The organism is Devosia sp. SL43 (assembly GCF_021729885.1).
GTDB lineage: Bacteria > Pseudomonadota > Alphaproteobacteria > Rhizobiales > Devosiaceae > Devosia.
On sequence record NZ_CP063401.1, the window covers coordinates 3004274 to 3028645 of the forward strand.

The window sequence follows — 24372 nt, forward strand, 5'->3', positions numbered from 1 at the left end:
TCTGACAAAATACTGTCGAATCAAAGCCCCAGCGTGTTGCCACGCCGCCGGGGTGTATCTTTCCCTAGCGCCCGATGGATCAAACCTTGCGAATTCTCGCTGGGAACGATCCCTCCGGTGGCGTGATCGCAGGAAATCGTCATGTCGTCGACCATCGAGCCGCTCCGCGATATCTTCGACGCCGGAGGTCGCGGGCTACAGCATCAGGGCCTCCGTCGAGCCAACGAGCGCGCAGTGCTGACAGTGATCGGCTTCAATCCCGGCGTGTCCAATGCCGATATTTCCCGGCTGTCCGGGCTGGCGCCGCAGACGGTCTCGGCCATTTTGACCGATATCGACCGGGCAGGGCTGATCACCCGTGGCGAGGTCCTGCGCGGCCGGCGCGGCCAGCCGGCGACGCCGATCTTCCTCAACCCTGAGGGTGCCTTTTCGATTGGCGTCGAAATCGGCTGGCGGCATGTCGATGTGCTGCTGCTGAATCTGCATGCCGAGGTGATGGATCGGCGCCGGAAAGCTTATGACTTCCCCGATGCGGCGACCATTGCCGCCGACGTCGTAACCATGACGGCCAGCATCGTCGCGGCCTTATCACCGGAGAGGCGAAGCCGCCTTGTCGATATGGGCGTAGCGCTGCCCACCAACATTGCCGAGAATATCAATCTCGTCGCCGGCACGCAGGATCAGCAGGCACTCTGGCATAAACTCGATCTGGTCGCCGAACTGAGCGGGGCTACCGGACTCGAGGTTAGCCTGTTCAATGACGGCAATGCAGCCTGTTGGGCCGAACTCATTGCCTTTCCGAGACCCCGGCCGTGCAGCTTCATCTACTTCCTCATTTCCCGCTATATCGCAGCCGGAATTGTAGGTGAGGGTATGCTGTGGGAAGGTCCAACCGGCAATTCAGCCAATCTAGGCTCGATGCTGGTCGGCGACAGCAGCGGCCGTCAGCGTCCGGCCCATTTTACCGCCTCGATTGCGGCGCTGATTCAGCGACTGCATGCGGCGGGGATACAAGCCAATGCCTGCGCCATCGAAGATTGGGACTGGTCCAGTTTCGGCCCGGTGCTTGACCAATGGCTGGCCGACAGCGCCGAGGCCCTGGCGCTGGTGGTGTTCAACACCGCGACGGTGATCGAAAGCGGCCTGGTCGTGGTCGACGGCATTATGCCGCGCGATATTGTGGAGCGCCTAGTGAAGCAGCTCGAGGCTGCCTTGCGGCAGCTGCCGATCACCCCCTATCAGCCTCCGCAGGTGATGGTCGGGCATGTCGGCCCATCGGCGCCGTCAATCGGCGCAGCAGAGCTGACGCTCTATCGACGCTTCTTCTCACGCACCCAGGCGGATATCGCTGGTTAATTCGGCCGGGCGCGGCTTGGCAGCATAGCGGCCAAGCGCGTCGCGTAACTGCGCGCTGGGCGTGAACACCACCGTCCGCCGGGGCGAAATGCGATGCTCGGTGCCGGTGCGCGGATTGCGCCCCAGCCGCTCAGCGCGCTCGCGCACTTGCAATGAGCCAAAGGCCGTCAGCTTGACGTTTTCGCCCGCCATTAGCGCGTCGCTCATCAGCGCGAACATGGCCTCTCCGACAGCCGCAGCATCGGCCTTGCTCAAGCCGGTACGCCGTGCTGCCGCCTCGCTAAGCATGGCCCTGGTAACAGTATTATTCACGATTCCGTGTCCCCCGACTGTTAAGTTCATAGGAGGAATTTAAAACGTTGTCCAGAGTGTCAAATTCGGGAAAAAAATATGAACACGACGATCATGTTTAGTTGACTAATTTTAGAATGGTTATAAGCTACGGCTCGGTTTATGAAGAGATCAGAGTCGAAACGGGGAGCCGGGGCTGGGTGAAGATCAGTCCGGCCGGCCCATGAAAGGTCCAAAGTGCGCCTGACGCGTCAATCCAACTATGCGATCCGTACCCTGGTCTATTGCGCCGTCAACGAGCCCGGCCTGAGCCGCGTGGCCGATATTGCCAAGGCCTACAATATTTCCGAACTCTTCCTGTTCAAGCTGATCAAGCCGCTGGTCGAAAATGGCCTTCTGGCCACCGTGCGCGGCCGTCACGGCGGCATCAAGCTGGGCAAGAGTGCCGATGACATCACCCTGCTCGATACCATCCGGCTGACTGAGGAGAATTTTGCCCTGGCCGAGTGCTTTGAAGACGGCGCAGACTGCCCGCTGATCGGCGAATGCGACCTGAACAGCGCGCTGCGCGAGGCGCTGGGTGCCTTTTTCGAGGTGCTGGCCAGCTACACCATCGCCGATCTCGCCAGCAAGAAGCGCTCGATCCGCGATCGCCTGGGCCTGTCAACGCTGGAAGCGGTGATGGTGCCGGCGCACTAGTCTGACACTGTACTGCCGGTCGTCTCCCTCCCTCTTGTGGGGAGGGCTATCGCATGTGACGTCTGTAACTATCTCGCCATTGCACCGGACGGCACCTCCCCCTTGATGGCGGAGGATGGGAGTGGGTGAGAGAGCCCCGATATCGGGACCGCTCCCCTCCCTTGATCCCTCCCCACAGAGGGGGGAGGGTGTCGACTGCACCATCGCTGACCACCGAGCGCTAAGTCCTGATTGAGGGCCCTGCATAGGTGTAGAAATCCCTTCTTCGCATTATTATGAGTTTGACACTCATAATAACTTGTGGTTTTCTCACGTCATCATCAGGCGGGGATGTTCGAGGGGATCGACGTCGCCACCGGTGCTGAGACGACGGGGCTTGCTGCTACCGTCTCCCCGGACAGGTCAGGGTCCTCAACGCCCTGACCTGTCTTTTTTTTTCGCAAAGCTCCACAATATATTGCGTCATGCCACGCCCTCGTGGTTCGAGGCTCGCGAAGAGCTCGCACCTCACCATGAGGGCTACTCTTGATCCGGTGTCCCAGTAGCCCTCATGGTGAGGCGGGAGCGTAGCGACCCTCGAACCACGAGGGCGTGGCATGAGGGCGAGGCCTTAGACATGATGGATTTCGACGCCACATTGTCATTGCTGCGGGACCGCCCCCGCGCGCTGGTTGCTATCGATGGCCTGCCGGTTTCAGGCAAATCCACGCTGGCGGAGCGGCTGGAAACCGAGCTGGGCGCGGTGACCGTCTATCTCGACGATTTCGTTCGACCCGAACGAGAGTGGCGCGGGGTGGCGCAGCCCGCCTTTCCTTTCCCTTATTTCCGCTATGACGAATTCCTCAACACAGTGACGACGCTGGCGCGCGGCGAGACGGCGGGCTATCGGCGCTATGACTGGGCGGCGGGGAGGGTGGCCGACGACTGGCGCGAGGTGCGGCCCGAAGGGCTTGTGGTGATCGAAGGCGTATCGTCCCTCCATCCCGATCTGGTGCCACTTTACGACCTGCGCATCTGGGTCGAAAGCGATGCCGCCACGACGCTTGAAGCCTCGCTGGCGCGTGGCGTCGGCGACTGGGAGCGCGACTGGCGCGAGCTGTTCATGCCCAGCGTAGCGCTCTATCTGCAGACCGATCCACGCAGGCGGGCTGACCTTATTGTGGCTGGACGCAACGCAGCGGCGGTTGAGCAGGGCTGACCTGCCTTTTCTTTGTCGCCCGCCTATGCTCTATCCGCCCGCATGGCTCCAGCTCCCCTTCTTTCACTGCAGAATATCAGTCTCACCTTCGGCGGCACGCGGCTGCTCGAAAGCGCCGAGCTCATCGTTTCACCTGGCCAGCGCATCGCGCTGGTCGGCCGCAATGGCTCGGGCAAGTCGACCTTGCTCAAGATCGCTTCGGGCGATGTGACCCATGACGGCGGCGTCCGCTTCGTCGAACCCAGCGCGACTTTGCGCTACCTGCCGCAGGAGCCGGACCTCAGCGCCTATGCGACGACGCTCGAATATGTCGAGGCCGGCCTCGGGCCAGGCGACGACGAGTATCGCGCGCAATATCTGCTGAGTTCGCTGGGGCTGACCGGGGCGGAAGACCCGACCAAGCTGTCGGGTGGCGAAGGCCGTCGTGCCGCTCTGGCGCGGGTGCTGGCGCCTAAGCCAGATATCCTGCTGCTCGACGAACCCACCAACCATCTTGATCTGCCCGTCATTGAATGGCTGCAGGCGGAACTCGATAGCCTGCGCTCGGCCATGGTGCTGATCAGCCACGACAGGCGCTTCCTCAGCGATCTGACGCGCTCGACCGTCTGGCTCGACCGCGGCCTGACAAGGCGGCTCGACAAGGGCTTTGGCGCCTTCGAGGCCTGGCGCGACACCGTGCTGGAAGAAGAAGAACGCGACCGCCACAAGCTCGACCGCCAGATCGTGCGCGAGGAGCATTGGCTGCGCTATGGCGTGACAGCGCGGCGCAAGCGCAATGTGGGTCGGCTGGAGCGGCTGGGCAACCTGCGGCAGGATCGGCGCGAGCAGCGCAAGGTCACCGGATCGGTCAACATGCAGGTGGCCGAGGGCCGCACCTCTGGCGCGCTGGTGGTCGAAGCCGAGAACATCTCCAAATCCTATGGCGATCGGACCATTGTCGGCGACTTCTCGACCCGCGTGCTGCGCGGCGACCGCATCGGCATTGTAGGGCCGAACGGCGCCGGCAAGACGACACTGATCAAGATGCTGACCGGCTTGCTCAAGCCCGATAGCGGAACGATCAAGCTCGGCTCGGCGCTGGAACTGGCCATGCTCGACCAGGGCCGCGCCAAGCTCGATCCCGAGACGCGGCTGCGCGACGCGCTGACCGGTGGCGGCTCCGATACGCTGCAAATCAACGGGCAGCCCAAGCATGTCGTGGGCTATATGAAGGACTTCCTGTTCGGCCCCGAACAGGCCAATACGCCGATTGGCAAGCTCAGCGGCGGCGAGCGGGCCCGCGTGGCCCTGGCACGGGCGCTGTCGCTGCCGTCGAACTTCCTGGTGCTGGACGAACCGACCAACGATCTCGATCTCGAAACGCTCGATCTGCTCGAAGAGATGGTGAGCGACTATGCCGGAACGGTCATCGTCGTCAGCCACGATCGTGACTTCCTCGATCGCGTCGCCACCTCGGTGATCATCGCCGAGGGCGATGGCGGCTGGACCGAATATGCCGGCGGCTATTCCGACATGGTGATCCAGCGCGGCGAGGGCGTGCAGGCGCGCGCCTCAGTCAAGGCGCATCGCGCCGGCAAGACCGCGATGGTGCAGACGGCGGCGCCATTCGTCGCCAAGCGCAAGATGAGCTTCAAGGAAAAGCACGCGCTCGAGACGCTGCCCAAGGACATCGACAAGCTGGAGGCCGAGATCAAGGCGATCAACGCCGCGCTGACCGATGCCAATTTCTACGCCAAGGATCCGGCGGGGTTCGCGGCCAAATCCAAGGCGCTGATTGCGGCCGAGGCCAAGAAGGCGGCGGCGGAAGAGCAATGGATGGAACTGGAATTGCTGCGGGAAGAGCTGGAGGGGTAGGGAGCGGCGAAGGCGAGTCCTGTCGGGTACCCCCACCTAACCTCCCCTGGACAGGGGGAGGACTGCGCGGTGGACTTGGCGAGATAGCACCACAACCTGGATCTGTCCCTCCCCCTCTTTCAGGGGAGGTTAGGTGGGGGTATTTCTTGCTTAGCCTCAGTCCTTCCACTTGAATTCTGGCTGCGTCAGGAGCTGCAGGCCTTCCGTTTCGCCGCTGATGCGCCGCAGCAGCAGGGCGCCCAGGTTGCGCCCGGCGTCGACGAAGTCTTCGTTGACGGTTTCGGCGCCGGTCTGGAACTGGGCGAACATTTGCGAGGCCTGCTTGCTGACCACGTGGACCTGGCCGCCCACGGTCTTGCCGGCATCGGTCAGGGCGCCGATCACCGCCAGCGCCGAAACCTCCGAGGCACAGACCCAGCCATCGGGCCCATCGGGGCGCTTGGAGCGCTTGAGCACATAGTTGCGGATCGCGTCGGTCTGGCTGTGCAGCGTCACGTCGGTGGCGAATTCATGGGCGATGCCGGCCTCGTTGGCAGCGCGTGCCATGCCGGCCTTGAGGTGGTCGGTATAGGTCAGCGCGCTTTCCGGCAGCACGATCGAGACCTTCTTGCAGCCCTTCTGCACCAGCCGCTTCACCGCCCCATAGGAATAGGCCTCGTTGTCGAAGTCGACCGATGGGTGTGCCTCCGGCCAGCGGCTGCGGCCGTGGCTGATGAAGGGGAAGTCGTTGTCGATCAGGAAGCGGATGCGCTCGTCGAAGGCCTCGGCCTTGGAGAAGATGACGCCATCGGCCATGCGGTTGCGCACGATATGGCGGATCGGATCCATCGGCGACACACCCCGGAACAGCGGCGTGATGACCAGGTGATAGGCGGTGTTGCGCATCGCCTCGGTGAGCCCGGCGACGATGGATGTACCGAAACCATAGATCTGCTCGTCCGGTTCGAGCACCAGCGAGATGACATTGGTGCGACCGGTCTTGAGGCGGAGCGCGGCGCGATCGGGCAGGTAGCCGATCTCGGCGGCGATCTTCTGCACCCGGTCGCGCGTTTCCTGCGCCAGCTCGGGCGCATTGTTGAGGGCACGCGATATTGTGGTGACCGCAAAGCCGGTCATCTGCGCGATAGTCTTGAGCGTCGGCTTGCCGGATGGCTTGACGCCACGCTTGCCCTTGGTCGCGGCGGGCAGGTCGTCTTCGGACACGGTGGTATTCCCCTCGGCCCGCCGTTTGCGTGGCGGTGACGCTTGTCGTGAACGCGACATCACCAGATTGTACAGTCCAGTTCAAGCGTTCGGAACAATGAGGGGTGTATGTCAAATCATGACTACATCTATCACATTTCGTGCTGAGACGAAAGTCGAGCAGTCTTTTTCCAGAAATCTTCATTCTCTGGTTGTGGCAGCACTGGCAATCAGCCCCGAACGCGCCTATCTTGCGCTCATGCATCGCCAAGTGCCGATGCAGCTACGTCGTCAACCCGCAGGAAAGGAATGAAGATGACATCATCGAATACCTTCACCATCCATGCCGGTTCCACGCTCGTACGCACCCACCTGCAAGGCGTAAAACGCTGGCAAGGGACCTGTCGCTCGAAACGAATGTGATCCGCGTCACACCTTCGTCTCACAATTCCGATAGACCCCCAGCGTTGCCGGCCAGGATGGTGCACCAGCCCATCTGATGTGGCCGTAGCAATGCGCAAGTGGAGCATCCACCCATGCAGGAAAACAGTCTCGACCGGGCCAAGGCCCACAAGCCAATCGTCATAGAAGTCGGCGGAGAACCGCTGGGCGTCGTGGTGCCGCACGAAGCCGGCTATCGGTTTCTCGCCGTGAAGCTGCCAGCCTTCGCCATCGACGGGCAGCAGTTCGCGACGGTCGAGAAGGCGCATTTCGCCGTGTCCCAGGCTGTGCGCAAGGGCCGGGCCGACGCGGCCTGAGCCCGAGCGCGCCTATGCCAGATTGGCCGCATTCTGGACCCAGGTCACCAGGCCGTTCATAAGGGGCGGATTCTGCCACAGCACGAATCCGCCAATCACCAGTGCTGCCAGAAACAGCATGCCGATGACCTTCTTGAGCACCGAGAAAACCAGCCAGACCAAGACGATGGCGCCGACGCCAAGTCCGATGAGCGTCAATGTGTCGTCAGGAATTTGCCTGTCCTCGTTCAGTCGTCATTGGTAGCGTTGAGTTCGTCCGGGTGCTTGCCCTCATGGGCGGGCACTGGCGGCTCAAGGGCTGTGTCGATCGCGTCGGCCAAGGCGTCGATGTCGACGTCAGTCGGGCTGCTCTGAGCCTGTCGAGCGAGTTCGGCGGTGATTGCCGCAGCAATCGTGTCGCGACGTCCGCCGCCATCAGCCATTGCCATCGATCGACACTCCGTTGCCATCGACCCGGACTTCGATGCCGGGTTGCGCCTGTTGCTGCTGATAGCTGTAGATGCCGAAGCCAACGATGGCGATCAGCAGGACGGCGATGACGGCGTAAAGACCGTTGCGGCTCATGAGAATTCCTGACGCTTGTTCCGTCAGCACAACGCGCCGGAGGCCGACTGGTTCAACCATGCGTCATTCTTGCGCGGCGATGCTGCGTAGGGCCATGACAAAGGCGGTCACACCGATGGCCAGCATGCCCGAATTGTCGATCACGATCGGATCGACGCCCGATGGCACCGGCGCGCTTTCACGGGCCAGCCGCGCCGTAATCTGGTCGCCGCTCTCGCGCCCCCGTTTGGTCAGCCGTTCGGCCCGGCAGGAGATTTCGGCGGTGATCAGCACGACGGCGCAGGCCGGATATTTTGCGATCGCCTGAGCCACGACATGGCGCGACACGTTGGCGACCACAACCTTGCCCAGGGTCAGGTCAGTATCGACGCTGAGCGGCAGGGCGTAGCGCAGGTTGTGGGCATCCCAACAGAGAGCGAAACGCCCGGCCGCCTCCATGTCGTGGAATGTTTCGGCATCCATGCTGTCATGGTCCTCAACCTCCACCTCGGCCTTGCGGGTGACGACGCGACGCACAAAGACGAAGCGTTTGTCGTTGTCGAGCGCATGTCGCGCGCCCGAGATCAGCGTGTCCTTGCCGACCCCCGAGGGGCCAACGACCAGGACAAGTGAACCGAGCGGTCGCGTCATGTATCAGCTTACCCTTATGCCCTGTCGCCAGACGCCACGAACCACGGGCAGCCCGTCGATCAGCCTAATCCGCACCAGATCGGCGCGCTTGCCAATGGCGATTTCGCCGCGATCGTCCAGCCCGGCCGATCGTGCCGGGTTCCGCGTGACCGTCGCCAGCGCCGCAGGCAGACCCATGCCCTCCACCCGCTGCGGCAGCACGAAGGCGGCCTGCAGCAAGGCAAACGGCACATAGTCCGAACTCAGAATGTCCAATAAACCCGCCCGCACCAGATCGGTCGCCGAGATATTGCCTGAATGCGACTTGCCGCGCACCACATTTGGCGCGCCCATCAGGATTGCAAGCCCTGCATCATGCGCGGCGGCCGCGGCTTCGAGCGTGGTGGGAAATTCGGCGATGGCAACGCCGTCGCGGGCCGCTTCCTCGATATGGGCGATGGTGGCGTCGTCGTGGCTGGCGAGCGACAGCCCGAGCTCGCGGGCGCGGGCCACGATGTGGGCGCGGTGTGGCGCCGAGTAGCGGGCGTGATCGGCGAGGCGCGCCTCGATGTAGCGATCGAGTTCCTCCGGCGTCCGTCGCACGCCGTAAAAGCGCTTGTAGTCGTCCAGTGAGCGGAACTGCCTCTGGCCGGGCGTGTGGTCCATCATCGAGGCGAGGCGCACCTCGGCATGAGTAGCGTGGGCTTCGAACTGTTCCACCACGTCGTGGCTGGGCAATTCGCAGCGCAGATGGATCAGGTGGTCGGACCGCAGCCAGCCATCGGCCCGAGCGCGGGCGATCGCGCTGGTGAGGGCGGCGACATGCTTGCCCATTTCGGGCATTTCGCTGTCGGAACCGACGCGAACCGCGTCGAACACCGTGGTCACGCCGGAGCCAGCGATCTGCACATCATGGGCGTGCAGCGACGCCATCGCGTCCCAGAACACACCCGGTCGCGGCCGGTAATGCGTTTCCAGATGATCGGTATGCAGCTCGACCAGGCCGGGAATCAGGTAGTCGCCATCAAGGTCGTCGCCCGACTGCGCCGAGCCGGCGGCAAAGGCGCTGATCACCCCGTCGCGGGTCGACAGGCTGCCCTCGATGACCTCGTCGCCGAGGACGATGCGGGCATTGCGGAAGACGACGTCGCTCATGCCGCGCTGCCCAGCTTGAAATCGCCAACGCGGACGAACGGTTTGCCGGCCTCGGGTTCGCGGAACAGCGCGAGCCGATCGAGCAGGATTGGCTCGTCGAGCACCGGGGTAAACCAGGTCGTCGCTGCCTGCGCGATATCGGCGGCATCGGCTTCGCTCAGCCGGTCGCTCAACGTCATGTGGAAGCGGAATTCCTCGAACACATAGGGATAGCCGTAAGCGTCGAGCAGCTCGATCTGGCGTTCGGAAAGGCCACGGCTGGCCCGTGCAGCGCGGTCCTTGACCGACATGGAGGCGCGGAAGTCGTCAAAGGCTTCCACCACATGGGCGGCAAAATCCTGCAGCGCCTCGTTGTCGGCCACCAGCAGCGCCAGGAAGCCATCGAGCGAGGCCAGGCGCGGCTTGCCCAGGTCGACCGGCTGGTGCCGGCGGGCAAAGTCGGTGAGCGCGGCGCGCAGGTCGGCCTCCCTGGCACCATCGGCCAGGGCCATCGGCGCCTTCAGGGTCGCGTGGAAGCCGTAGCGATTGGCCGACTGGGTCAGGTTGAGCAGCCGGGCACGGTCAATGCCGGCGACCGGGCCATCGAAAAGATCGCCATCGGCAGCGTCGCGGCCGAGCCAGGTCGCCGCCCGCTCCCACAGATTGCTGGTTGCGGATGGGGCGTAGTAGATCGCGAATCGTTCTGTCATCGGAACTCCTTACCCTGCCGCTAGCCAGACTCTGTGTCGGGCGTTTGACAGTAGCTATGCTGAGCAAGCTGGCTATCCTTGCCCGCATCGAATCGCAAGCCGAGAGGCATGAATGGACCGCGTTCTGCTCGAGCAGTTGTTCCGAACGGCCGTTGCGCAGGCGCAACCGTCGCTGGGGGTTCGTCTCAACCTGCCCGCGCGACCGGTGGGAAAGACAATCGTCATCGGCGCCGGCAAGGCCTCGGCGCAGATGGCCAAGGCGTTCGAAGACGCTTGGGACGGCCCGCTAAGTGGGCTGGTGGTGACGCGCTATGGTTATGCCGAGGCGTGTAGCCGCATCGAAATCGTCGAGGCGGCCCATCCGGTGCCCGATGAGGCCGGCTTCCTCGCGGCGCGCCGGATCATGGAGACCGTCTCGGGGCTGGGGCCCAATGACCTGGTGGTCGCGCTGATCTCGGGCGGCGGTTCGTCGCTGCTGCCAGCGCCGGCACCGGGCCTGACGCTGGACGACGAACAGGCCATCAACCGCTCGCTGCTGGCCTCCGGCGCGCCGATTTCGGTGATGAACCTCATCCGCAACCAGTTCTCCATCATCAAGGGCGGGCGTCTGGCCGCGCGCTGCGCCCCGGCCCGCGTGGCGACGCTGGTCGTGTCGGATGTGCCGGGCGACGATTCGGCCGTGGTGGCCTCGGGACCAACCATCCCGCTGGCCGGAAGCCGCGAGCTGGCGCGCAAGTATGCCACGCTCTACCGCATCGGCCTGCCGCCGCATGCGCAGGCCTTGTTGGCCGGCGACGACAACCTGGCACCGGCACCGGGCGACCCGGCTTTCGCACGGAACACCGTGCGGACCATCGCCTCGGCCGCGCTGTCGCTGGAAGCGGCAGCCCAGCAGGCACGGGGTCAGGGCGTGACGGCGGCAATCCTGTCCGATTCCATCGAAGGCGAGGCGCGCGACGTGGCGCAGGTGCATGCCGCCATGGCCCGCGAGATCGCCCTGCGCAACCGGCCCTTTGCCAAGCCTGCTCTGCTGCTGTCGGGCGGCGAGACCACAGTGACAATACGGGGCAAGGGCCGGGGCGGACGCAATGGCGAGTTCCTCCTGGCACTGGCCATTGCCATTGACGGTGTGGAGGGCATCACCGCAGTGGCGGCCGATACCGATGGCATCGATGGCTCGGAAGACAATGCCGGCGCCTTTGCCGACGGCACCACGGCAACACGGCTGCGCAAGGCGGGGATCGATCCCTTGGCGGCTCTGGCGAACAATGACGCCTATTCGGCTTTCGAGGCGATCGGGGACTTGCTGGTGACGGGTCCGACCGGGACGAACGTCAATGATTTCCGGGCGATTTTGGTGAGGTAGCGGGCCATTGGGGGCGTGGCACCCCCACCCTCATTCCCTCCCCACAAGGGGGAGGGAAGCCCGCGCGGTGGTCGTTGACGGAATGTGCCCGCCGATGGTCCAGTCGTCTCCCTCCCCCCTGGTGGGGAGGGATCAAGGGTGGGGGTGGCCGCGCGCATCCCTGCTTGTGTGGTCTAAAATAATCATACAAATCCCCTTGGCAGACAGGGGGTGGCTCTGTTCTATACGCCCGACTTTTTGGGAGAGAATGGGCCATGGCCAAGCGCAAGATCGCCATTATCGGCGTGGGCAAGATCGCGGTGGATCAGCATCTGCCGGTTATCGACGCGTCCAGCGATTTCGAGCTGGCAGCGACGGTGTCGACGCGCGGTGTCGGGCACAATGGCAAGCCGGTGTTCAAGACGCCGGGCGCGCTTTATGCCGCCATGCCTGACGTCTCGCTGGTCTCGATCTGCACCCCGCCAGGCATCCGCCATCAATATGTCCGCGAGGCGCTCGACGCCGGCAAGGATGTGATGCTGGAAAAGCCACCCACCACCACGATATCAGAATTGGACGACCTAGTGGCGCACGGCAAGAAGACAGGGCGGGTACTCTACCAGACCTGGCACAGTCAGTTTAATCCGGCCGTCGATCGCACCAAGGACATCCTGGCAGCGGAAGGCGTCGCTTCGGCGCGCATCGATTGGCGCGAAAGCGTGCGCAAGTGGCATCCGGGCCAGGACTGGGTGTGGGAAGTCGGCGGCTTCGGCGTCTGCGATCCCGGCATCAATGCCCTGTCGATCTTCACCAAGGTCATGCCATTCCCCGTCTTCGTTGAGGCGAGCAAGCTGACTTTCCCGGCCAACCGACAGACGCCGGTGGATGTCGAAATCACCTTCAAGTCGGGCGAGGCGCACAAGCCGAAACTATCGGCAGGCTTCAATTGGCTCGAAGAGTCCGGCGAAATCTGGACCATCCGCTTCGAGACCGGCAAGGGCAATGTGATCCTGCTCGAAGGCGGCGGTCGCAGTCTGACGGTCAATGGCGAGCTGGTGATCAAGCACGGCGATGGCGAATATGCCGCGATGTATGAGCGGTTTGCGCGTTTGCTGGATCGGCACGAGAGCGACGTCGATGCCGCGCCGCTGCGGTTGATGAGCGACGTGTTCCTGATGGGTGCGCGGGTGAATGGGCCGGATTTTGAGTGGTAGGCGGTGAAGGCGAGTTTTAGCGGATACCCCCACCTCGCCTCCCCCTGATAGGGGGAGGAATCCGCCCTGGGGCTTAGGCAACATCAAGCCCTATACTCGATCAGTCCCTCCCCCTTTTCAGGGGAGGCTAGGTGGGGGTGTTTCTTACTTCCCCGCGTCCGTCAGCACCTGCAAGTCATCGTCCGACAGCTTGAGCCGCACACCCCGGGCCAGGCTTTTCACCTGATCCACCGATGTCGCCGAGGCGATTGGTGCCGTGACGCCGGGTTGCGCCACCAGCCAGGCCAGCGACACTTCGGCCGGTGTTGCATCATTGGCCGCAGCGACCGTGTCGAGCGCCGCCAGAATGCGCTCGCCCTTGGCGTCGAGATATTTCTCGACTCCGCCGCCGCGCGGCGACTTGCCGAAATCTGCCTTGGAGCGGTACTTGCCGGTCAGGAAGCCTGCCGCGAGGCTGAAATAGACGATGGTGCCGATCTCATCCTCGATCGCCACGTCGCGCAAAGCATCGAATTCGGCGCGATCATAGAGGTTGTAGCGCGGCTGCAGCACCTCGTAGCGCGGCAGCGACTTGATCACCGCCGTCTCGTTGGCCTCCTTGACCATCTGCGCAGTGTAGTTCGACGCACCGATGACGCGCACCTTGCCCGAGCGCACCAGCGGATCGTAGGCGCCCAGGGTTTCCTCGTGGCTGGTTTCGGCATCGGGCCAGTGGCTGAAATAGAGGTCGATATAGTCGGTCTGGAGGCGCTCGAGCGAGGCCTCGATGCCGGCGCGGATGGCATCCGCGCTGAGGCCGCCCGGCGTCTTGGCCGAGTTGACCTTGGTGATGATATGCAGCGACTGGCGATTGCCACGCGCCTTCATCCACTTGCCGATGATGGTTTCGCTCATGCCAGGCGGGTTGCCCGGCACCCAGTTGGGATAGCCCTCGGCCGTGTCGATAGCGGTGAAGCCGGCTTCGACATAGGCGTCGAGAATCTCGAAGCCTTTGGTCTCGTCGACCGTCCAGCCAAAGACGTTGCCGCCAAGCACCAGGGGTTCGATGACAAGTTCACTGCGTCCGAGCGGGCGGCGGTCCATTGGGCTTCTCCATTGATGTTGCAGTGCCTAAACGCCGGGCGCGGCTTTCGGTTCGACCGGGTCGGGTATGCGCGGCGCGCAAAAGGCCAGCGCCCGGTTGATCGCATAGAGCGAACCATCGAGTGGAATGTGGTTGGCCGGCATGGCCGAGCCATCCGCAGGCTCCAGATAGGCCACTGCGCCGTTGAGCAGATTGGTCGTCACCCAGGAATAGTCGCCGACCAGCTTGGCACCATAAGGCTTGCTCGCCTCGGCACTGAACATGCGGGTTTCCTTGTCGACCGTGATGGCCCAGTCGCCGACATTGCCCTGCGGGCGGCTGGTATAGATGTGGACGCCGATGTTGAAATCATCTTCGCAGCGGACGGCGAGGCAGGTGAAGCTGTCGCGCGTCGACTCGAGGGCGCAGCCCAGCGTGGCCCGGTCGCCCTCGCCTGGTAATGGCGAATAGTTCCAGCCGGTCTCCTGCGCCGCGGCGGGCGCCGCGAGTGCGAGCAGTGCGGCAATGAGCCGGGCTGTCAGCCCTTGGGTTCGATCAGATCCCATTTGTTTCCATAGAGGTCTTCGAACACGGCGACCGAGCCATAGGCCTCGTGGCGTGGTTCTTCGAGGAACTTGACCCCGCGTCCGACCAGGGCAGCGTGATCCTTGGCAAAGCTGGTGGTGTTGAGGAAGAACATCACCCGCCCACCACCCTGGTTGCCCATTGCGGCGCGCTGTGCCTCGCCATCGACTTTGGCCAGCAGCATCTGAGCGCCCGAGCGGCCCGGCGGGGCGACGACGACCCAGCGCTTGCCGCCGCCCATGTCATTGTCAGCGATGAGGTCGAACCCCACCGTGTCGCAGTAAAAGGCGATGGCGTCGTCATAATCGGCGACGAGCAGGGTAATGGTGGCAATGGATAAACTCATGCCACGCATGGATCACCTCTCCAGCGGTCCGGTCAAGCCAAGGATTGGCCCGCCGAACGGATCATTTCAAAACCGTCCAATCCTGTGGAACGCTGTTCTGCCTGTCATCAGATTGACCAAATGGTCAAACTCTCCCATTGCCATCCCTTGGATTCTACGCTTTGGTGGCGCCCAAGCCCCGGTTGGCAAGCCGGGAGCGTAAAAACTATTCGGGAGACAACAATCATGAAATTGATGAAAACGCTGCTCGCAGCGACCGCCATGCTGGCGCTCGCGGCTGGCGCGGCCCAGGCCAAGCAGCTGATTTATTGCTCGGAAGCTTCGCCCGCCCACTTCGATCCCGGTCCGCTGACCGGCGGCAACGACTTCGATGCGTCGTCGCACACGATCTATAACCGCCTCGTCGAGTTTGCTCCGGGCACCACCGAAGTCATTCCCGCGCTGGCCGAAAGCTGGGAAATCTCGGAAGACGGCAAGGAATACACCTTCAAGCTCCGCCCCGGCGTCAAGTTCCACACTCAGCCCTACTTCACCCCCACTCGCGACCTGACGGCAGATGACATCATCTTCTCGTTCGAGCGCCAGTGGAAGGAAGACAATGCCTGGCATGCCTATCTCGAAGGCATGACCTGGGACTACTTCCAGGGCATGGACATGCCCAAATACCTCGCTTCGATCGAAAAGGTCGACGACCTGACCGTCAAGTTCGTGCTCACCGAACCGAACGCGCCGATGCTGGCGAACCTGGCGATGGACTTTGCCTCGATCGTCTCCAAGGAATATGCCGACCAGCTCGAAGCTTCGGGCGACATGGCGGCCTTCTCGACCCAGCCGGTCGGCACGGGCCCGTTCCAGTTCACCGACTACCAGCTCGACACCGTCATCCGCTACACCGCGTTCGCCGACTACTGGGAAGGCAAGCAGCCGATCGACGACCTGATCTTCGCCATCACCACCGATGCCTCGGTGCGCGCCCAGCGCCTGATCGCCGGCGAATGCGATATCATGCCCTACCCGGCGCCGGCTGACATCGAGACCCTCAAGGCCGATGCCAACCTCAGCGTCATGGAGCAGGAAGGCCTGAATATCGGCTACATCTCCTACAACACGACGGAGCCGCCGTTCGACAATCCGGACGTGCGCAAGGCCCTGACCATGGCGATCGACAAGGCCGCCATCATCGAAGCTGTGTATCAGGGTGCTGGCCAGGACGCCAAGAACCTGATCCCGCCGACGATGTGGTCCTATGACGATGCGACGGCCGCCGACGTCTACGATCCGGAAGCCGCCAAGGCCGCTCTCGAAGCTGCTGGCGTGACGGGCCTGACCACCGACCTGTGGGCCATTCCCGTATCGCGCCCCTACAATCCGAACGGCCAGCGCGTTGCCGAACTCATCCAGGCCGACTGGGCCGCGATTGGCGTCACCGCCAACATCGTGACCTACGAATGGACCGAATATCGCGAGCGCGGCAAGCAGCCCGACCGCAAGGGCCCATTCATGATCGGCTGGACCGGCGACAATGGTGATCCGGACAACTTCTTCGCCACGCTGTTCTCGTGCTCGGCGATCGGTGTCTCGAACTACTCGGCCTGGTGCAACGAAGACTTCGAAGCGGCCATCCAGGCTGCCAAGACGACCGCCGACCAGGCAGAACGCGCTGCGCTCTACACCACGGCTCAGGAAATCTTCAAGGCCGAAGAGCCTGCGATCACCCTGGCTCATAGCCGCGTGTTCATGCCGATGAAGAAGACCGTGCTCAACTACGCCATGAGCCCACTCGGCAATCACAGCTTCAAGGGCGTGGACGTCGCCGAGTAAGGCGCCGGCATAGCCAGCAAACAGGAGCCTCGGTCCGGCAATACCGGAACGGGGCTCCGACATTTAGAAGAGCAGGGCCAGGAGATGCCGGTCAACGGCACCCCAAGCGAGCCCCGCCGCCTCAGGAAACGTCAGCGATCCGGCTCGGTTTCCAGCCCGGAACGCCAAGGGTAAAGACCCGCACATGCTCAACTACGTTCTGCGCAGAATTGCGCTTATCGTGCCAACGATCATCGGCATTTCCATCTGCGCCTTCGCCTTCGTGCGCGTGCTGCCGGGCGACCCGATCCTCGCCATGGCCGGCCAGCACGGCGTGACGCCCGAGCGCTACGAAATCCTGCGGGAACAGTTTGGCTATAACCTGCCTATCTGGCAGCAGTATTTCAATTATCTGGGCAGCGTGCTGCAGGGCGATTTCGGCATTTCGCTCGCCACCAAGCGCCCTGTCATCACCGAATTTCTGACGCTGTTCCCCGCCACGATCGAGCTCAGCCTCACCGCGATGTTCCTGGCCGTGCTCATCGGCATTCCCGCCGGCATCTTCGCCGCGGTCAAGCGCGGCTCCTGGTTCGACCAGGCCACGATGGGCGTGGCGCTGACCGGCTATTCGATGCCGATCTTCTGGTGGGGCCTGCTGCTGATCATCTTCTTTTCCGGCTATCTCGGCTGGACCCCGGTTTCGGGCCGCATCGCGCTGTCCTTCTTCCTCAAGCCGATCACCGGCTTCATGCTGATCGACACGCTGCTCTATGGCAACTGGCCGGCCTTCGTCTCCGCTTTGCGCCATCTCATCCTGCCGGCAATCGTTCTGGGCACCATCCCGCTCGCGGTGATCGCCCGGCAAACCCGTTCGGCCATGCTCGAAGTGCTGGGCGAGGACTATGTGCGCACAGCCCGTGCCAAGGGCCTTTCGCCCCGCCGCGTGGTCAACGTGCATGCCCTGCGCAATGCGCTGATCCCCGTCATCACCACGATTGGCCTGCAGGTCGGCCTGCTGTTGGGCGGCGCCATTCTCACCGAGACCATCTTCACCTGGCCGGGCATCGGCAAGTGGATGATCGATTCCATCTTCAAGCGCGATTACGTGGTGGTGCAGTCCGGCCTGTTGATCATCGCCCTCATCGTCATGGCGGTGAACCTGGCCGTCGATCTGCTCTACGCCTTCATCAATCCGCGCATTCGGGTACAATAATATGGCTCCCACCACAGAACCCGTTGCCGCAGCCAAGCCCGCCTCGGGCCTGCGCGAATTCTGGTACTATTTCTCGGTCAACCGCGGCGCGGTGATCGGGCTCACCGTCTTCGCGCTGCTGGTGCTGACGGCGATCTTTGCGCCGTTCATCGCGCCCTATTCGCCAGACATCCAGTATCGCGACGCCTTGCTCAAGCCGCCCATCTGGGACGCTGGCAGCGATCCGCGCTTCCTCCTGGGCACCGATCCAGTTGGCCGCGACATGCTGAGCCGCCTCATTCATGGCGCGCGCTATTCCCTGTTCATCGGCTTCTTCGTGGTGATTGGCGCCCTGTTCGTCGGCGTCATCCTGGGCGTGCTGGCGGGCTATTTCCGTGGCTGGGTCGACGTCGTGATCATGCGCGTCATGGACATCATCCTGGCCTTTCCGTCTCTGCTGCTGGCCTTGGTGCTGGTGGCGATCCTCGGGCCGGGCCTGTTCAATGCCATGATTGCCATCGCCATCGTGCTGCAGCCCCATTTCGCCCGGCTGGTGCGTGCTGCTGTCATGGCCGAGAAGAACCGGGAATATGTGACGGCAGCCAGGCTCTCCGGCGCCAGCCATATCCGGCTTATGCTCATCACCATCCTGCCCAATTGCCTGGGCCCCATCATCGTGCAGGCGACGCTGAGCTTCTCCAATGCCATCCTCGATGCGGCGGCGCTCGGTTTCCTGGGCATGGGCGCGCAGCCGCCGACCCCCGAATGGGGCACCATGCTGGCCACGGCGCGCGAGTTCATCCTCAAGGCGCCATGGGTGGTGACCTTTCCCGGTCTTGCCATTCTCATAACGGTGCTTGCCATCAACCTCATCGGCGACGGCCTGCGCGACGCCCTCGATCCCAAGCTCAAGAGGAGCTGAGACGATGCCCCTGCTTGATATCAAGAACCTGACCGTTTCATTCGACACCTCCATCGGCCTGTTCAAGGCCGTCGATGGCATCGACGTGTCCGTCGACAGCCGCGAAGTGCTGGCCATTGTCGGCGAAAGTGGCTCGGGCAAGTCCGTGGCCATGCTGGCAGTGATGGGGCTGTTGCCCGCCACGGCCACCGTGACCGCCGACAAGATGGAGTTCGAGGGCATCGACCTGCTCAAGATGAGCCCGCATGAGAAGCGGCAGATCATCGGCAAGGACATTGCCATGATCTTCCAGGAGCCGGTCGCCAGCCTCAATCCCTGTTTCACCGTCGGTTTCCAGCTCGAAGAAGTGCTGGGCAAGCATCTGGGTCTGCATGGCCGCGCGGCACGCGACCGGGCTGTGGAACTGCTCAATCTGGTCGGGATCAAGGATGGCGCCGAACGGCTCGGCGCCTTCCCGCATCAGATGAGTGGCGGGCAATGTCAGCGCGTGATGATCGCCATGGCGATCTCGTGCAATCCAAAGCTCCTGATTGCCGACGAGCCGACGACCGCGCTCGACGTGACCATCCAGCGGCAGATCCTCGATCTCCTGGTTCGTCTTCAGGCCGAACACGGCATGGGTCTGATCATGATCACCCATGACATGGGTGTCGTCGCCGAGACCGCCGATCGTGTGATCGTGCAGTACAAGGGGCACAAGATGGAGGAGGCCGACGTGCTGTCCCTCTTCGAAAGCCCCAAATCCAACTACACGCGGGCGCTGCTATCGGCTCTGCCGGAAAACGCGGTGGGCGATCGCCTGCCGACAGTGTCCGACTTCGTGTTCGAACCGGCGCCGGGAGTTTGACCATGGCCACTCCCGTCCTCGAAGTGCGCAACCTGACGCGCGACTACGTATCGTCAGGCGGTTTCCTGCGGCCCGCCAAGATGGTGCATGCCGTCAAGAGCGTGAACTTCACGCTTGAGAAGGGTAAGACCCTTGCCGTGGTTGGCGAAAGCGGATGCGGCAAGTCGACCCTGGCGCGCATGATCACGCTGATCGACCCGCAGACCTCGGGCGAAATCCTGATCGATGGCATCTCGGCCAGCGCCGCACACGTGACGCGCGAACTGCGCCAGAAGGTCCAGATCGTGTTCCAGAACCCCTATGGCTCGCTCAATCCGCGCCAGAAGATCGGCGACGTGCTGGCCGAGCCGCTGCTGCTCAATACATCCATGCCGGCCGCCGAGCGGCGCGACAAGGCCATGGCCATGCTGACCAAGGTCGGCTTGGGCCCCGAGCACTTCAATCGCTACCCGCACATGTTCTCGGGTGGCCAGCGCCAGCGCATCGCCATTGCGCGAGCCTTGATGCTCAATCCGAGTTTCCTCGTCCTCGACGAACCGGTCTCGGCGCTGGATCTCTCGGTGCAGGCGCAGATTCTCAACCTGCTCAAGGATCTGCAGGACGAGTTCGGGCTGACCTATGTGTTCATCAGCCACGACCTTTCGGTGGTGCGCTACATCGCCGATGAGGTGATGGTGATGTATTTCGGCGACGTGGTTGAGCACGGCACGCGCGAGGAGGTGTTCGGCAATCCGCAACACGCCTATACGCGGACATTGTTTGCCGCGACGCCCAAGTCGGATGTGGCGAGCATCAAGGCGCGGTTGGCGAAGAAGGCAGCGTTGGCGGGGTAATTCCGCCACGCCCTCGTGGTTCGAGGCTCGCGAAGGGATCGCACCTCACCATGAGGGCTACTGTTAGCTCGATGTACCAACAGCCCTCATGGTGAGGTGCGCTTCTTCAGCGCCTCGAACCACGAGGGCGTGGCACAATGGCTAGCCCACCACCACCCGCCGTCCCTCATTGGCCGACCGCATCATCGCATCGATCAGCCGATGCACCCGCAAAGCCGTATACCCGGTCGACACCGGCGCGCGCCCCTCACACACCGCATCTGCGAAATCGGCGATCTGTGCTGCGTGCCAGTCGAACGGAAACGCCATCGGATCGGCGCCGCCGCCGCCCTGGCTGGCTTCGCCTTCGGTGATGGTCTGGCCGTCCATGGTGCGGATGGTCAGGTTGCCTGCGGTCAGCGTCGCGCTGGCCCTGGCGAAGTTGAGCGTCAGGCTTTCCGGGCCACCAGGGAAGCTGGCAGTGGTCGCCATCACCGCGCCCACCGCGCCATTGGCGAATTCGAGACCAGCGCTGACGAAGTCCTCGGTCTCCATCTGGTGCAGCCGCGTGGTCTTGGCCATGGCGGTCACGGCGCTGACCTCGCCGCACAGGCTCAGCATCAGGTCGAGCGAGTGGATGGCCTGGGTGATGAGCACACCGCCACCATCCTGCTCGACGGTGCCGCGGCCGGGCTGGTCGTAATAGCCCGCCTGCGGGCGCCACCAGGGGACGACCAGGTGCACCGCTTCGAGTGGGCCGAAGCGTTCTTCGGCGACCATCTGCGCCAGGATTTTCGACGCACGGCGGAAGCGGTGCTGGAAGATGATGCCGAGCGTGACACCTGCAGTGTCGCACGTGGCGACGATGCGCTCGGCGGCGGCGAGGGTGCGCTCGACCGGCTTTTCCATCAGCACGTGCTTACCTGCCTTTGCGGCTGCCGCGACGATAGCCTCGCGGGCGTTGGGCGTGGTGAGCACAAGGACCGCTTCGACCCGCGGATCGGCGAGCAGGGCCTCGTAGCTCTCGGCGGTGGGAAAGCCGTAGGTGGCGCAGAACTGGTCGAGCTCGCTACGGTTGCGCCGATAGACGCCGACCACCTCGATGCTCTCCTTGAGTGATTGCAATGCCAGCGCATGCGGCTTGGCACCCATGCCGGCGCCGATCACGGCCAGCCCGAAAGGTTTGGTGGTCATGGTGATTCTCCCGCTATTGCGCGGTCCTCTTACCACTGATGCGGGTTTTGCGACTACGACGCCTGGCGCCAGGCCTGCTGGCCGAGGAACACTTCGAGATCGGCTTCGCTCAGCGGCCTTGCGAAGGCGTAGCCCTGCAGGATGTCGCAACCCAGGTCGCGCAGGATGGCGGCGTGTTCCATGGTCTCGACGCCTTCGGCAACCACCTCGATGCCCATCGACTTGCCGATATCGATGATCGAGGTCAGCAGCTGGCGCTGCGCCATGTCGACCAGGATCGGGTTGACCAGTTGCCGGTCGATCTTGAGGCGGGTCGGGCGCAGCTTCTGCAGGGAGACGATGGATGCGTAGCCAGTGCCGAAATCGTCGATCTCGACATCGATTCCCAGCTCCTTGAGCTGGTCGATGTTCCAGGCAACGACGCCGTCGCTCTCGTCGAGATAGATGGACTCCACCAGCTCGAACGAAATCCGTCCGGGGGCGATATCGAGCTGGCGCAGCCTGTTGATCAGGTCTTCGTCATGCAGGCGCTTGAGTGACACGTTGACCGACACACGCGGCACGTTGAGGCCCTTGGCATCCCAGCGCGCCAGCGCGGCCAGTGACTGATCGAGGATCAGCCGGTCGATCGTGGCCACCACGTTGAGCTCTTCGGCGATGGGCATGAAGCTGTCGGGCGCCTTGATGCCCTCTGTCGGATGGCGCCAGCGGGCGAGCGCTTCGACCCCGACGACGTCGAGCGTATGGGCATCGAACTGGGGTTGGTAGTAGGCCACGAACTCGTTGCGCTCGAGCCCGTTGAGGATTTCGTCCGCAATGCGCTTGGTGTTGACCACCTCGGCCTGCAGCGCCTCAGAGAAGAACTCGAAGCGATTGCGGCCGCGTGCCTTGGCCCGGTAGAGCGCGATATCGGCGTTGATCAGCAGGCGCTTGACGTCGATGGCGGGGCCGCGCTCGGCGGCAATGCCGATGCTCACGCCGAAGCGGCACTGGTGGCCCTCATAGGTCACCGGCAGGTGCATTTGCTTGACGATACGCTCGGCCAGCGTGCCCAGATAGATGTCGCCATCGCTGGCCGTGGTCAGCACCACGAATTCATCTCCGCCAACGCGTGCGACGAAATCGTCATGGCGGCAATTGGCGCGCAGTACCGCGCTGGCATGAATCAGCATGGCGTCGCCGGCCGCGTGCCCCAGCGTGTCGTTGATCTGCTTGAAGCGGTCGAGGTCGATATGGAGCAGGGCAATAGTGCCCGTTTCGCCATAGCCGGTGGCGGCATGGCGCTTCAGCATCTCGTCGAGATAGCGTCGGTTGGGCAGGCCGGTCAGGCTGTCATGCAGGGCATTGTGCTCGATGCGAACCTTGGCGGCTTCCAGTTCGTGGTTGCGTGCCTCGGTCAGGGCCCTGGCGCGCTCCAGTTCCTCGCTGCGGGCAATGTCCGCCGTGACGTCCCAATTTACCCCCAGTATCTTGGGGTTGCTGTCGGCGTCGACATAGACCGCGCCGATGGTTCGAATATGCAGGATCGTGCCGTCTGGGTGAAGCGTTCGAAAAGTTGATTGATACCGACCAGTACGCATGCCTTCGGCGAAATCCGCCTCGGCCTGGGCGAAATCGTCAGGGTGCAGCGCGCCGCGCCAATGGGTATAGGTTCGCACACCGCCATCGGCCGGCAGGCCGTAGAGCTCGTTCATGCGATCGTCCCAGACCAGCTCCTGGGTGACGACGTCCATTTCCCACACGCCCACCTGTGAGGTCGCCAGCGCCAGGCCCAGACGGCGCGAGACACGCGCCAGATCCGCTTCGCGGGCCTTGAGCTTGCGGAAATGCAGCTGTCGCTCGCCCACCATGCGCCCGGTGATGACGATGGGCACCAGGATCAAAAGGCCAGCCAGGAACATGACGATGCGCAGCGGCAACGCATTGCCGGAACCCCATCCCGTCTTGGGCACGGCGGCAATTTCCCAGGATCCCGAAGGCAGGATCACCTCGGCCGTGACCGGGTTGTCGCCGCTGAGGTCGCGGCCGAAAAACCGCGTGCCGTTGCCGCCGGTGGCGTCCTTGCCCGTGATTGAAATGTCGATATCCAGGTTCGGGTCGATAAGCCCGCTATCGGCGTAGAGCCTGCCCACATCGACGACGGCGGAGACAACACCCCAGAACTGCTTGGAGCCATCGGTGCTGTCTGTATATACCGGGAACCGGCCAACGAAGCCGCGCCCGCCCTGCACCAGATCGACCGGCCCGGCCAGCACCAGCTTGCCGGTATCCCGAGCCCGCAAGACAGCCGCGCGTTGCGCGTCGTTGGTGCGATAGTCGAGGCCAATGGCGCGCTGGTTGCCCTCGAGCGGATAGGTCATGGCAATGACCAGGTCCGGTGCTGCAGCGACTGAACGCAGCTGGCTCTGTTCTTCGAACAGGTTCGACACCAGTGCCGCGAACCGCTCCTGGCCCATGTCGGGCTCGGTGGAAATGGCCGAAACCAGGCCGCGCACCAGCTGGATATTGCCGTTGATATTGCCTTCGAGCTTGGCCCGGATCAGCGAAACCTCGGCCAGCACGCCCGCCCGCGTCCGTTCCTCGTCGAGGATGGCGCTCTGGCGATCGAGGAAGATGCTGCCAGCGACCAGCACAGCAAGCGCCACCAGGGCCGGAACCAGGATTGGTTTCAGCCAGTTCAGGCGATGATCGTGCATG

Annotated in this window: 25 protein-coding genes; 12 read left to right on the forward strand and 13 right to left on the reverse strand. The window is 63.4% G+C overall.

Annotated features, from left to right (window positions below; all coding sequences use genetic code 11):
* The first annotated feature begins 141 nt into the window (after nucleotides 1-141).
* A complete protein-coding gene (locus IM737_RS14830; protein WP_236895009.1) occupies nucleotides 142-1356 on the forward strand; it encodes an ROK family transcriptional regulator in 1215 nt (404 codons plus the stop codon).
* Here IM737_RS14830 and IM737_RS14835 read toward each other — a convergent pair.
* Entirely contained in the window at nucleotides 1327-1644 is a 318-nt protein-coding gene (locus IM737_RS14835) for an HU family DNA-binding protein (RefSeq protein ID WP_442874208.1), read from the reverse strand. The genes IM737_RS14830 and IM737_RS14835 overlap by 30 nt on opposite strands.
* Before the next feature lie 240 nt (nucleotides 1645-1884).
* Here IM737_RS14835 and rirA point away from each other — a divergent pair, with 240 nt between their 5' ends.
* The 3 genes from rirA to IM737_RS14850 all read left to right on the forward strand — a co-directional run bounded on the left by rirA (nucleotide 1885) and on the right by IM737_RS14850 (nucleotide 5398).
* Entirely contained in the window at nucleotides 1885-2346 is a 462-nt protein-coding gene (rirA, locus tag IM737_RS14840) for an iron-responsive transcriptional regulator RirA (RefSeq protein WP_236895013.1), read from the forward strand.
* Nucleotides 2347-2962: 616 nt separating this feature from the next.
* A complete protein-coding gene (locus tag IM737_RS14845; protein ID WP_236895015.1) occupies nucleotides 2963-3544 on the forward strand; it encodes a uridine kinase family protein in 582 nt (193 codons plus the stop codon).
* A 42-nt stretch (nucleotides 3545-3586) separates the two neighbouring features.
* Nucleotides 3587-5398, forward strand: a complete 1812-nt coding sequence (locus IM737_RS14850; RefSeq protein ID WP_236895018.1) for an ABC-F family ATP-binding cassette domain-containing protein — start codon at nucleotides 3587-3589, stop codon at nucleotides 5396-5398.
* A gap of 156 nt (nucleotides 5399-5554) precedes the next feature.
* Here IM737_RS14850 and IM737_RS14855 read toward each other — a convergent pair whose 3' ends face one another.
* Nucleotides 5555-6601, reverse strand: a complete 1047-nt coding sequence (locus IM737_RS14855) for a LacI family transcriptional regulator (RefSeq protein WP_236895021.1) — start codon at nucleotides 6599-6601, stop codon at nucleotides 5555-5557.
* A gap of 515 nt (nucleotides 6602-7116) precedes the next feature.
* Between IM737_RS14855 and IM737_RS14860 the strand changes: the two genes are divergently transcribed.
* Nucleotides 7117-7338, forward strand: a complete 222-nt coding sequence (locus tag IM737_RS14860) for a hypothetical protein (protein ID WP_236895023.1) — start codon at nucleotides 7117-7119, stop codon at nucleotides 7336-7338.
* 12 nt (nucleotides 7339-7350) lie between these two features.
* On the opposite strand, the gene IM737_RS14865 is transcribed toward IM737_RS14860, so the two are convergent.
* From IM737_RS14865 to IM737_RS14890, 6 genes are all read right to left on the reverse strand, one after another.
* Nucleotides 7351-7536, reverse strand: coding sequence for a hypothetical protein (locus IM737_RS14865; protein WP_236895026.1), 186 nt, complete (start codon nucleotides 7534-7536; stop codon nucleotides 7351-7353).
* A gap of 29 nt (nucleotides 7537-7565) precedes the next feature.
* Nucleotides 7566-7766, reverse strand: coding sequence for a hypothetical protein (locus tag IM737_RS14870; protein ID WP_236895029.1), 201 nt, complete (start codon nucleotides 7764-7766; stop codon nucleotides 7566-7568).
* The gene (locus tag IM737_RS14875) at nucleotides 7753-7902 is read right to left on the reverse strand and encodes a hypothetical protein (protein WP_236895031.1); all 150 of its coding nucleotides are present in this window, start codon (nucleotides 7900-7902) and stop codon (nucleotides 7753-7755) included. Before IM737_RS14875 ends, IM737_RS14870 begins: the two co-directional genes overlap by 14 nt.
* Before the next feature lie 63 nt (nucleotides 7903-7965).
* Nucleotides 7966-8532: a phosphonate metabolism protein/1,5-bisphosphokinase (PRPP-forming) PhnN gene (phnN, locus tag IM737_RS14880; RefSeq protein WP_236895032.1), complete on the reverse strand. Its 567-nt coding sequence runs from the start codon at nucleotides 8530-8532 to the stop codon at nucleotides 7966-7968.
* Between the two features lie 3 nt (nucleotides 8533-8535).
* A complete protein-coding gene (locus IM737_RS14885; RefSeq protein WP_236895034.1) occupies nucleotides 8536-9666 on the reverse strand; it encodes an alpha-D-ribose 1-methylphosphonate 5-triphosphate diphosphatase in 1131 nt (376 codons plus the stop codon).
* The gene (locus IM737_RS14890; RefSeq protein WP_236895037.1) at nucleotides 9663-10355 is read right to left on the reverse strand and encodes a DUF1045 domain-containing protein; all 693 of its coding nucleotides are present in this window, start codon (nucleotides 10353-10355) and stop codon (nucleotides 9663-9665) included. The genes IM737_RS14885 and IM737_RS14890 overlap by 4 nt, the downstream gene beginning before the upstream one ends.
* A gap of 112 nt (nucleotides 10356-10467) precedes the next feature.
* Here IM737_RS14890 and IM737_RS14895 point away from each other — a divergent pair, with 112 nt between their 5' ends.
* Together IM737_RS14895 and IM737_RS14900 are read left to right on the forward strand one after the other, a co-directional pair.
* Nucleotides 10468-11721, forward strand: coding sequence for a glycerate kinase type-2 family protein (locus tag IM737_RS14895; protein WP_236895040.1), 1254 nt, complete (start codon nucleotides 10468-10470; stop codon nucleotides 11719-11721).
* A gap of 254 nt (nucleotides 11722-11975) precedes the next feature.
* Nucleotides 11976-12914 (forward strand): Gfo/Idh/MocA family protein, encoded by a 939-nt coding sequence (locus tag IM737_RS14900; RefSeq protein ID WP_236895043.1) that lies wholly within the window; start codon nucleotides 11976-11978, stop codon nucleotides 12912-12914.
* 144 nt (nucleotides 12915-13058) lie between these two features.
* On the opposite strand, the gene IM737_RS14905 is transcribed toward IM737_RS14900, so the two are convergent.
* From IM737_RS14905 to IM737_RS14915, 3 genes are read right to left on the reverse strand one after another with little or no spacing between them, the layout of a single operon-like run.
* Complete coding sequence (locus tag IM737_RS14905) at nucleotides 13059-13997, reverse strand: aldo/keto reductase (protein WP_236895047.1); 939 nt, start codon at nucleotides 13995-13997, stop codon at nucleotides 13059-13061.
* A 27-nt stretch (nucleotides 13998-14024) separates the two neighbouring features.
* Nucleotides 14025-14543, reverse strand: coding sequence for a hypothetical protein (locus IM737_RS14910; RefSeq protein WP_236895050.1), 519 nt, complete (start codon nucleotides 14541-14543; stop codon nucleotides 14025-14027).
* Entirely contained in the window at nucleotides 14516-14908 is a 393-nt protein-coding gene (locus IM737_RS14915) for a VOC family protein (RefSeq protein WP_236899936.1), read from the reverse strand. Before IM737_RS14915 ends, IM737_RS14910 begins: the two co-directional genes overlap by 28 nt.
* 225 nt (nucleotides 14909-15133) lie before the next feature.
* On the opposite strand from IM737_RS14915, the gene IM737_RS14920 reads away from it, so the two are divergent.
* The 5 genes from IM737_RS14920 (at nucleotide 15134) to IM737_RS14940 (ending at nucleotide 20502) form a co-directional block, all read left to right on the forward strand.
* Entirely contained in the window at nucleotides 15134-16729 is a 1596-nt protein-coding gene (locus tag IM737_RS14920) for an ABC transporter substrate-binding protein (RefSeq protein WP_236895052.1), read from the forward strand.
* A gap of 184 nt (nucleotides 16730-16913) precedes the next feature.
* The gene (locus tag IM737_RS14925; RefSeq protein ID WP_236895054.1) at nucleotides 16914-17921 is read left to right on the forward strand and encodes an ABC transporter permease subunit; all 1008 of its coding nucleotides are present in this window, start codon (nucleotides 16914-16916) and stop codon (nucleotides 17919-17921) included.
* A 1-nt stretch (nucleotide 17922) separates the two neighbouring features.
* Nucleotides 17923-18822: an ABC transporter permease subunit gene (locus IM737_RS14930; RefSeq protein WP_236895058.1), complete on the forward strand. Its 900-nt coding sequence runs from the start codon at nucleotides 17923-17925 to the stop codon at nucleotides 18820-18822.
* 4 nt (nucleotides 18823-18826) lie between these two features.
* Nucleotides 18827-19669, forward strand: a complete 843-nt coding sequence (locus tag IM737_RS14935) for an ABC transporter ATP-binding protein (RefSeq protein WP_236895061.1) — start codon at nucleotides 18827-18829, stop codon at nucleotides 19667-19669.
* 2 nt (nucleotides 19670-19671) lie between these two features.
* Entirely contained in the window at nucleotides 19672-20502 is an 831-nt protein-coding gene (locus IM737_RS14940) for an ABC transporter ATP-binding protein (RefSeq protein ID WP_236895075.1), read from the forward strand.
* Between the two features lie 141 nt (nucleotides 20503-20643).
* On the opposite strand, the gene IM737_RS14945 is transcribed toward IM737_RS14940, so the two are convergent.
* Entirely contained in the window at nucleotides 20644-21675 is a 1032-nt protein-coding gene (locus IM737_RS14945; protein WP_236895079.1) for a Gfo/Idh/MocA family protein, read from the reverse strand.
* Nucleotides 21676-21728: 53 nt separating this feature from the next.
* Entirely contained in the window at nucleotides 21729-24371 is a 2643-nt protein-coding gene (locus IM737_RS14950; RefSeq protein ID WP_236899937.1) for a bifunctional diguanylate cyclase/phosphodiesterase, read from the reverse strand.
* Between the last annotated feature and the right edge of the window lies 1 nt (nucleotide 24372).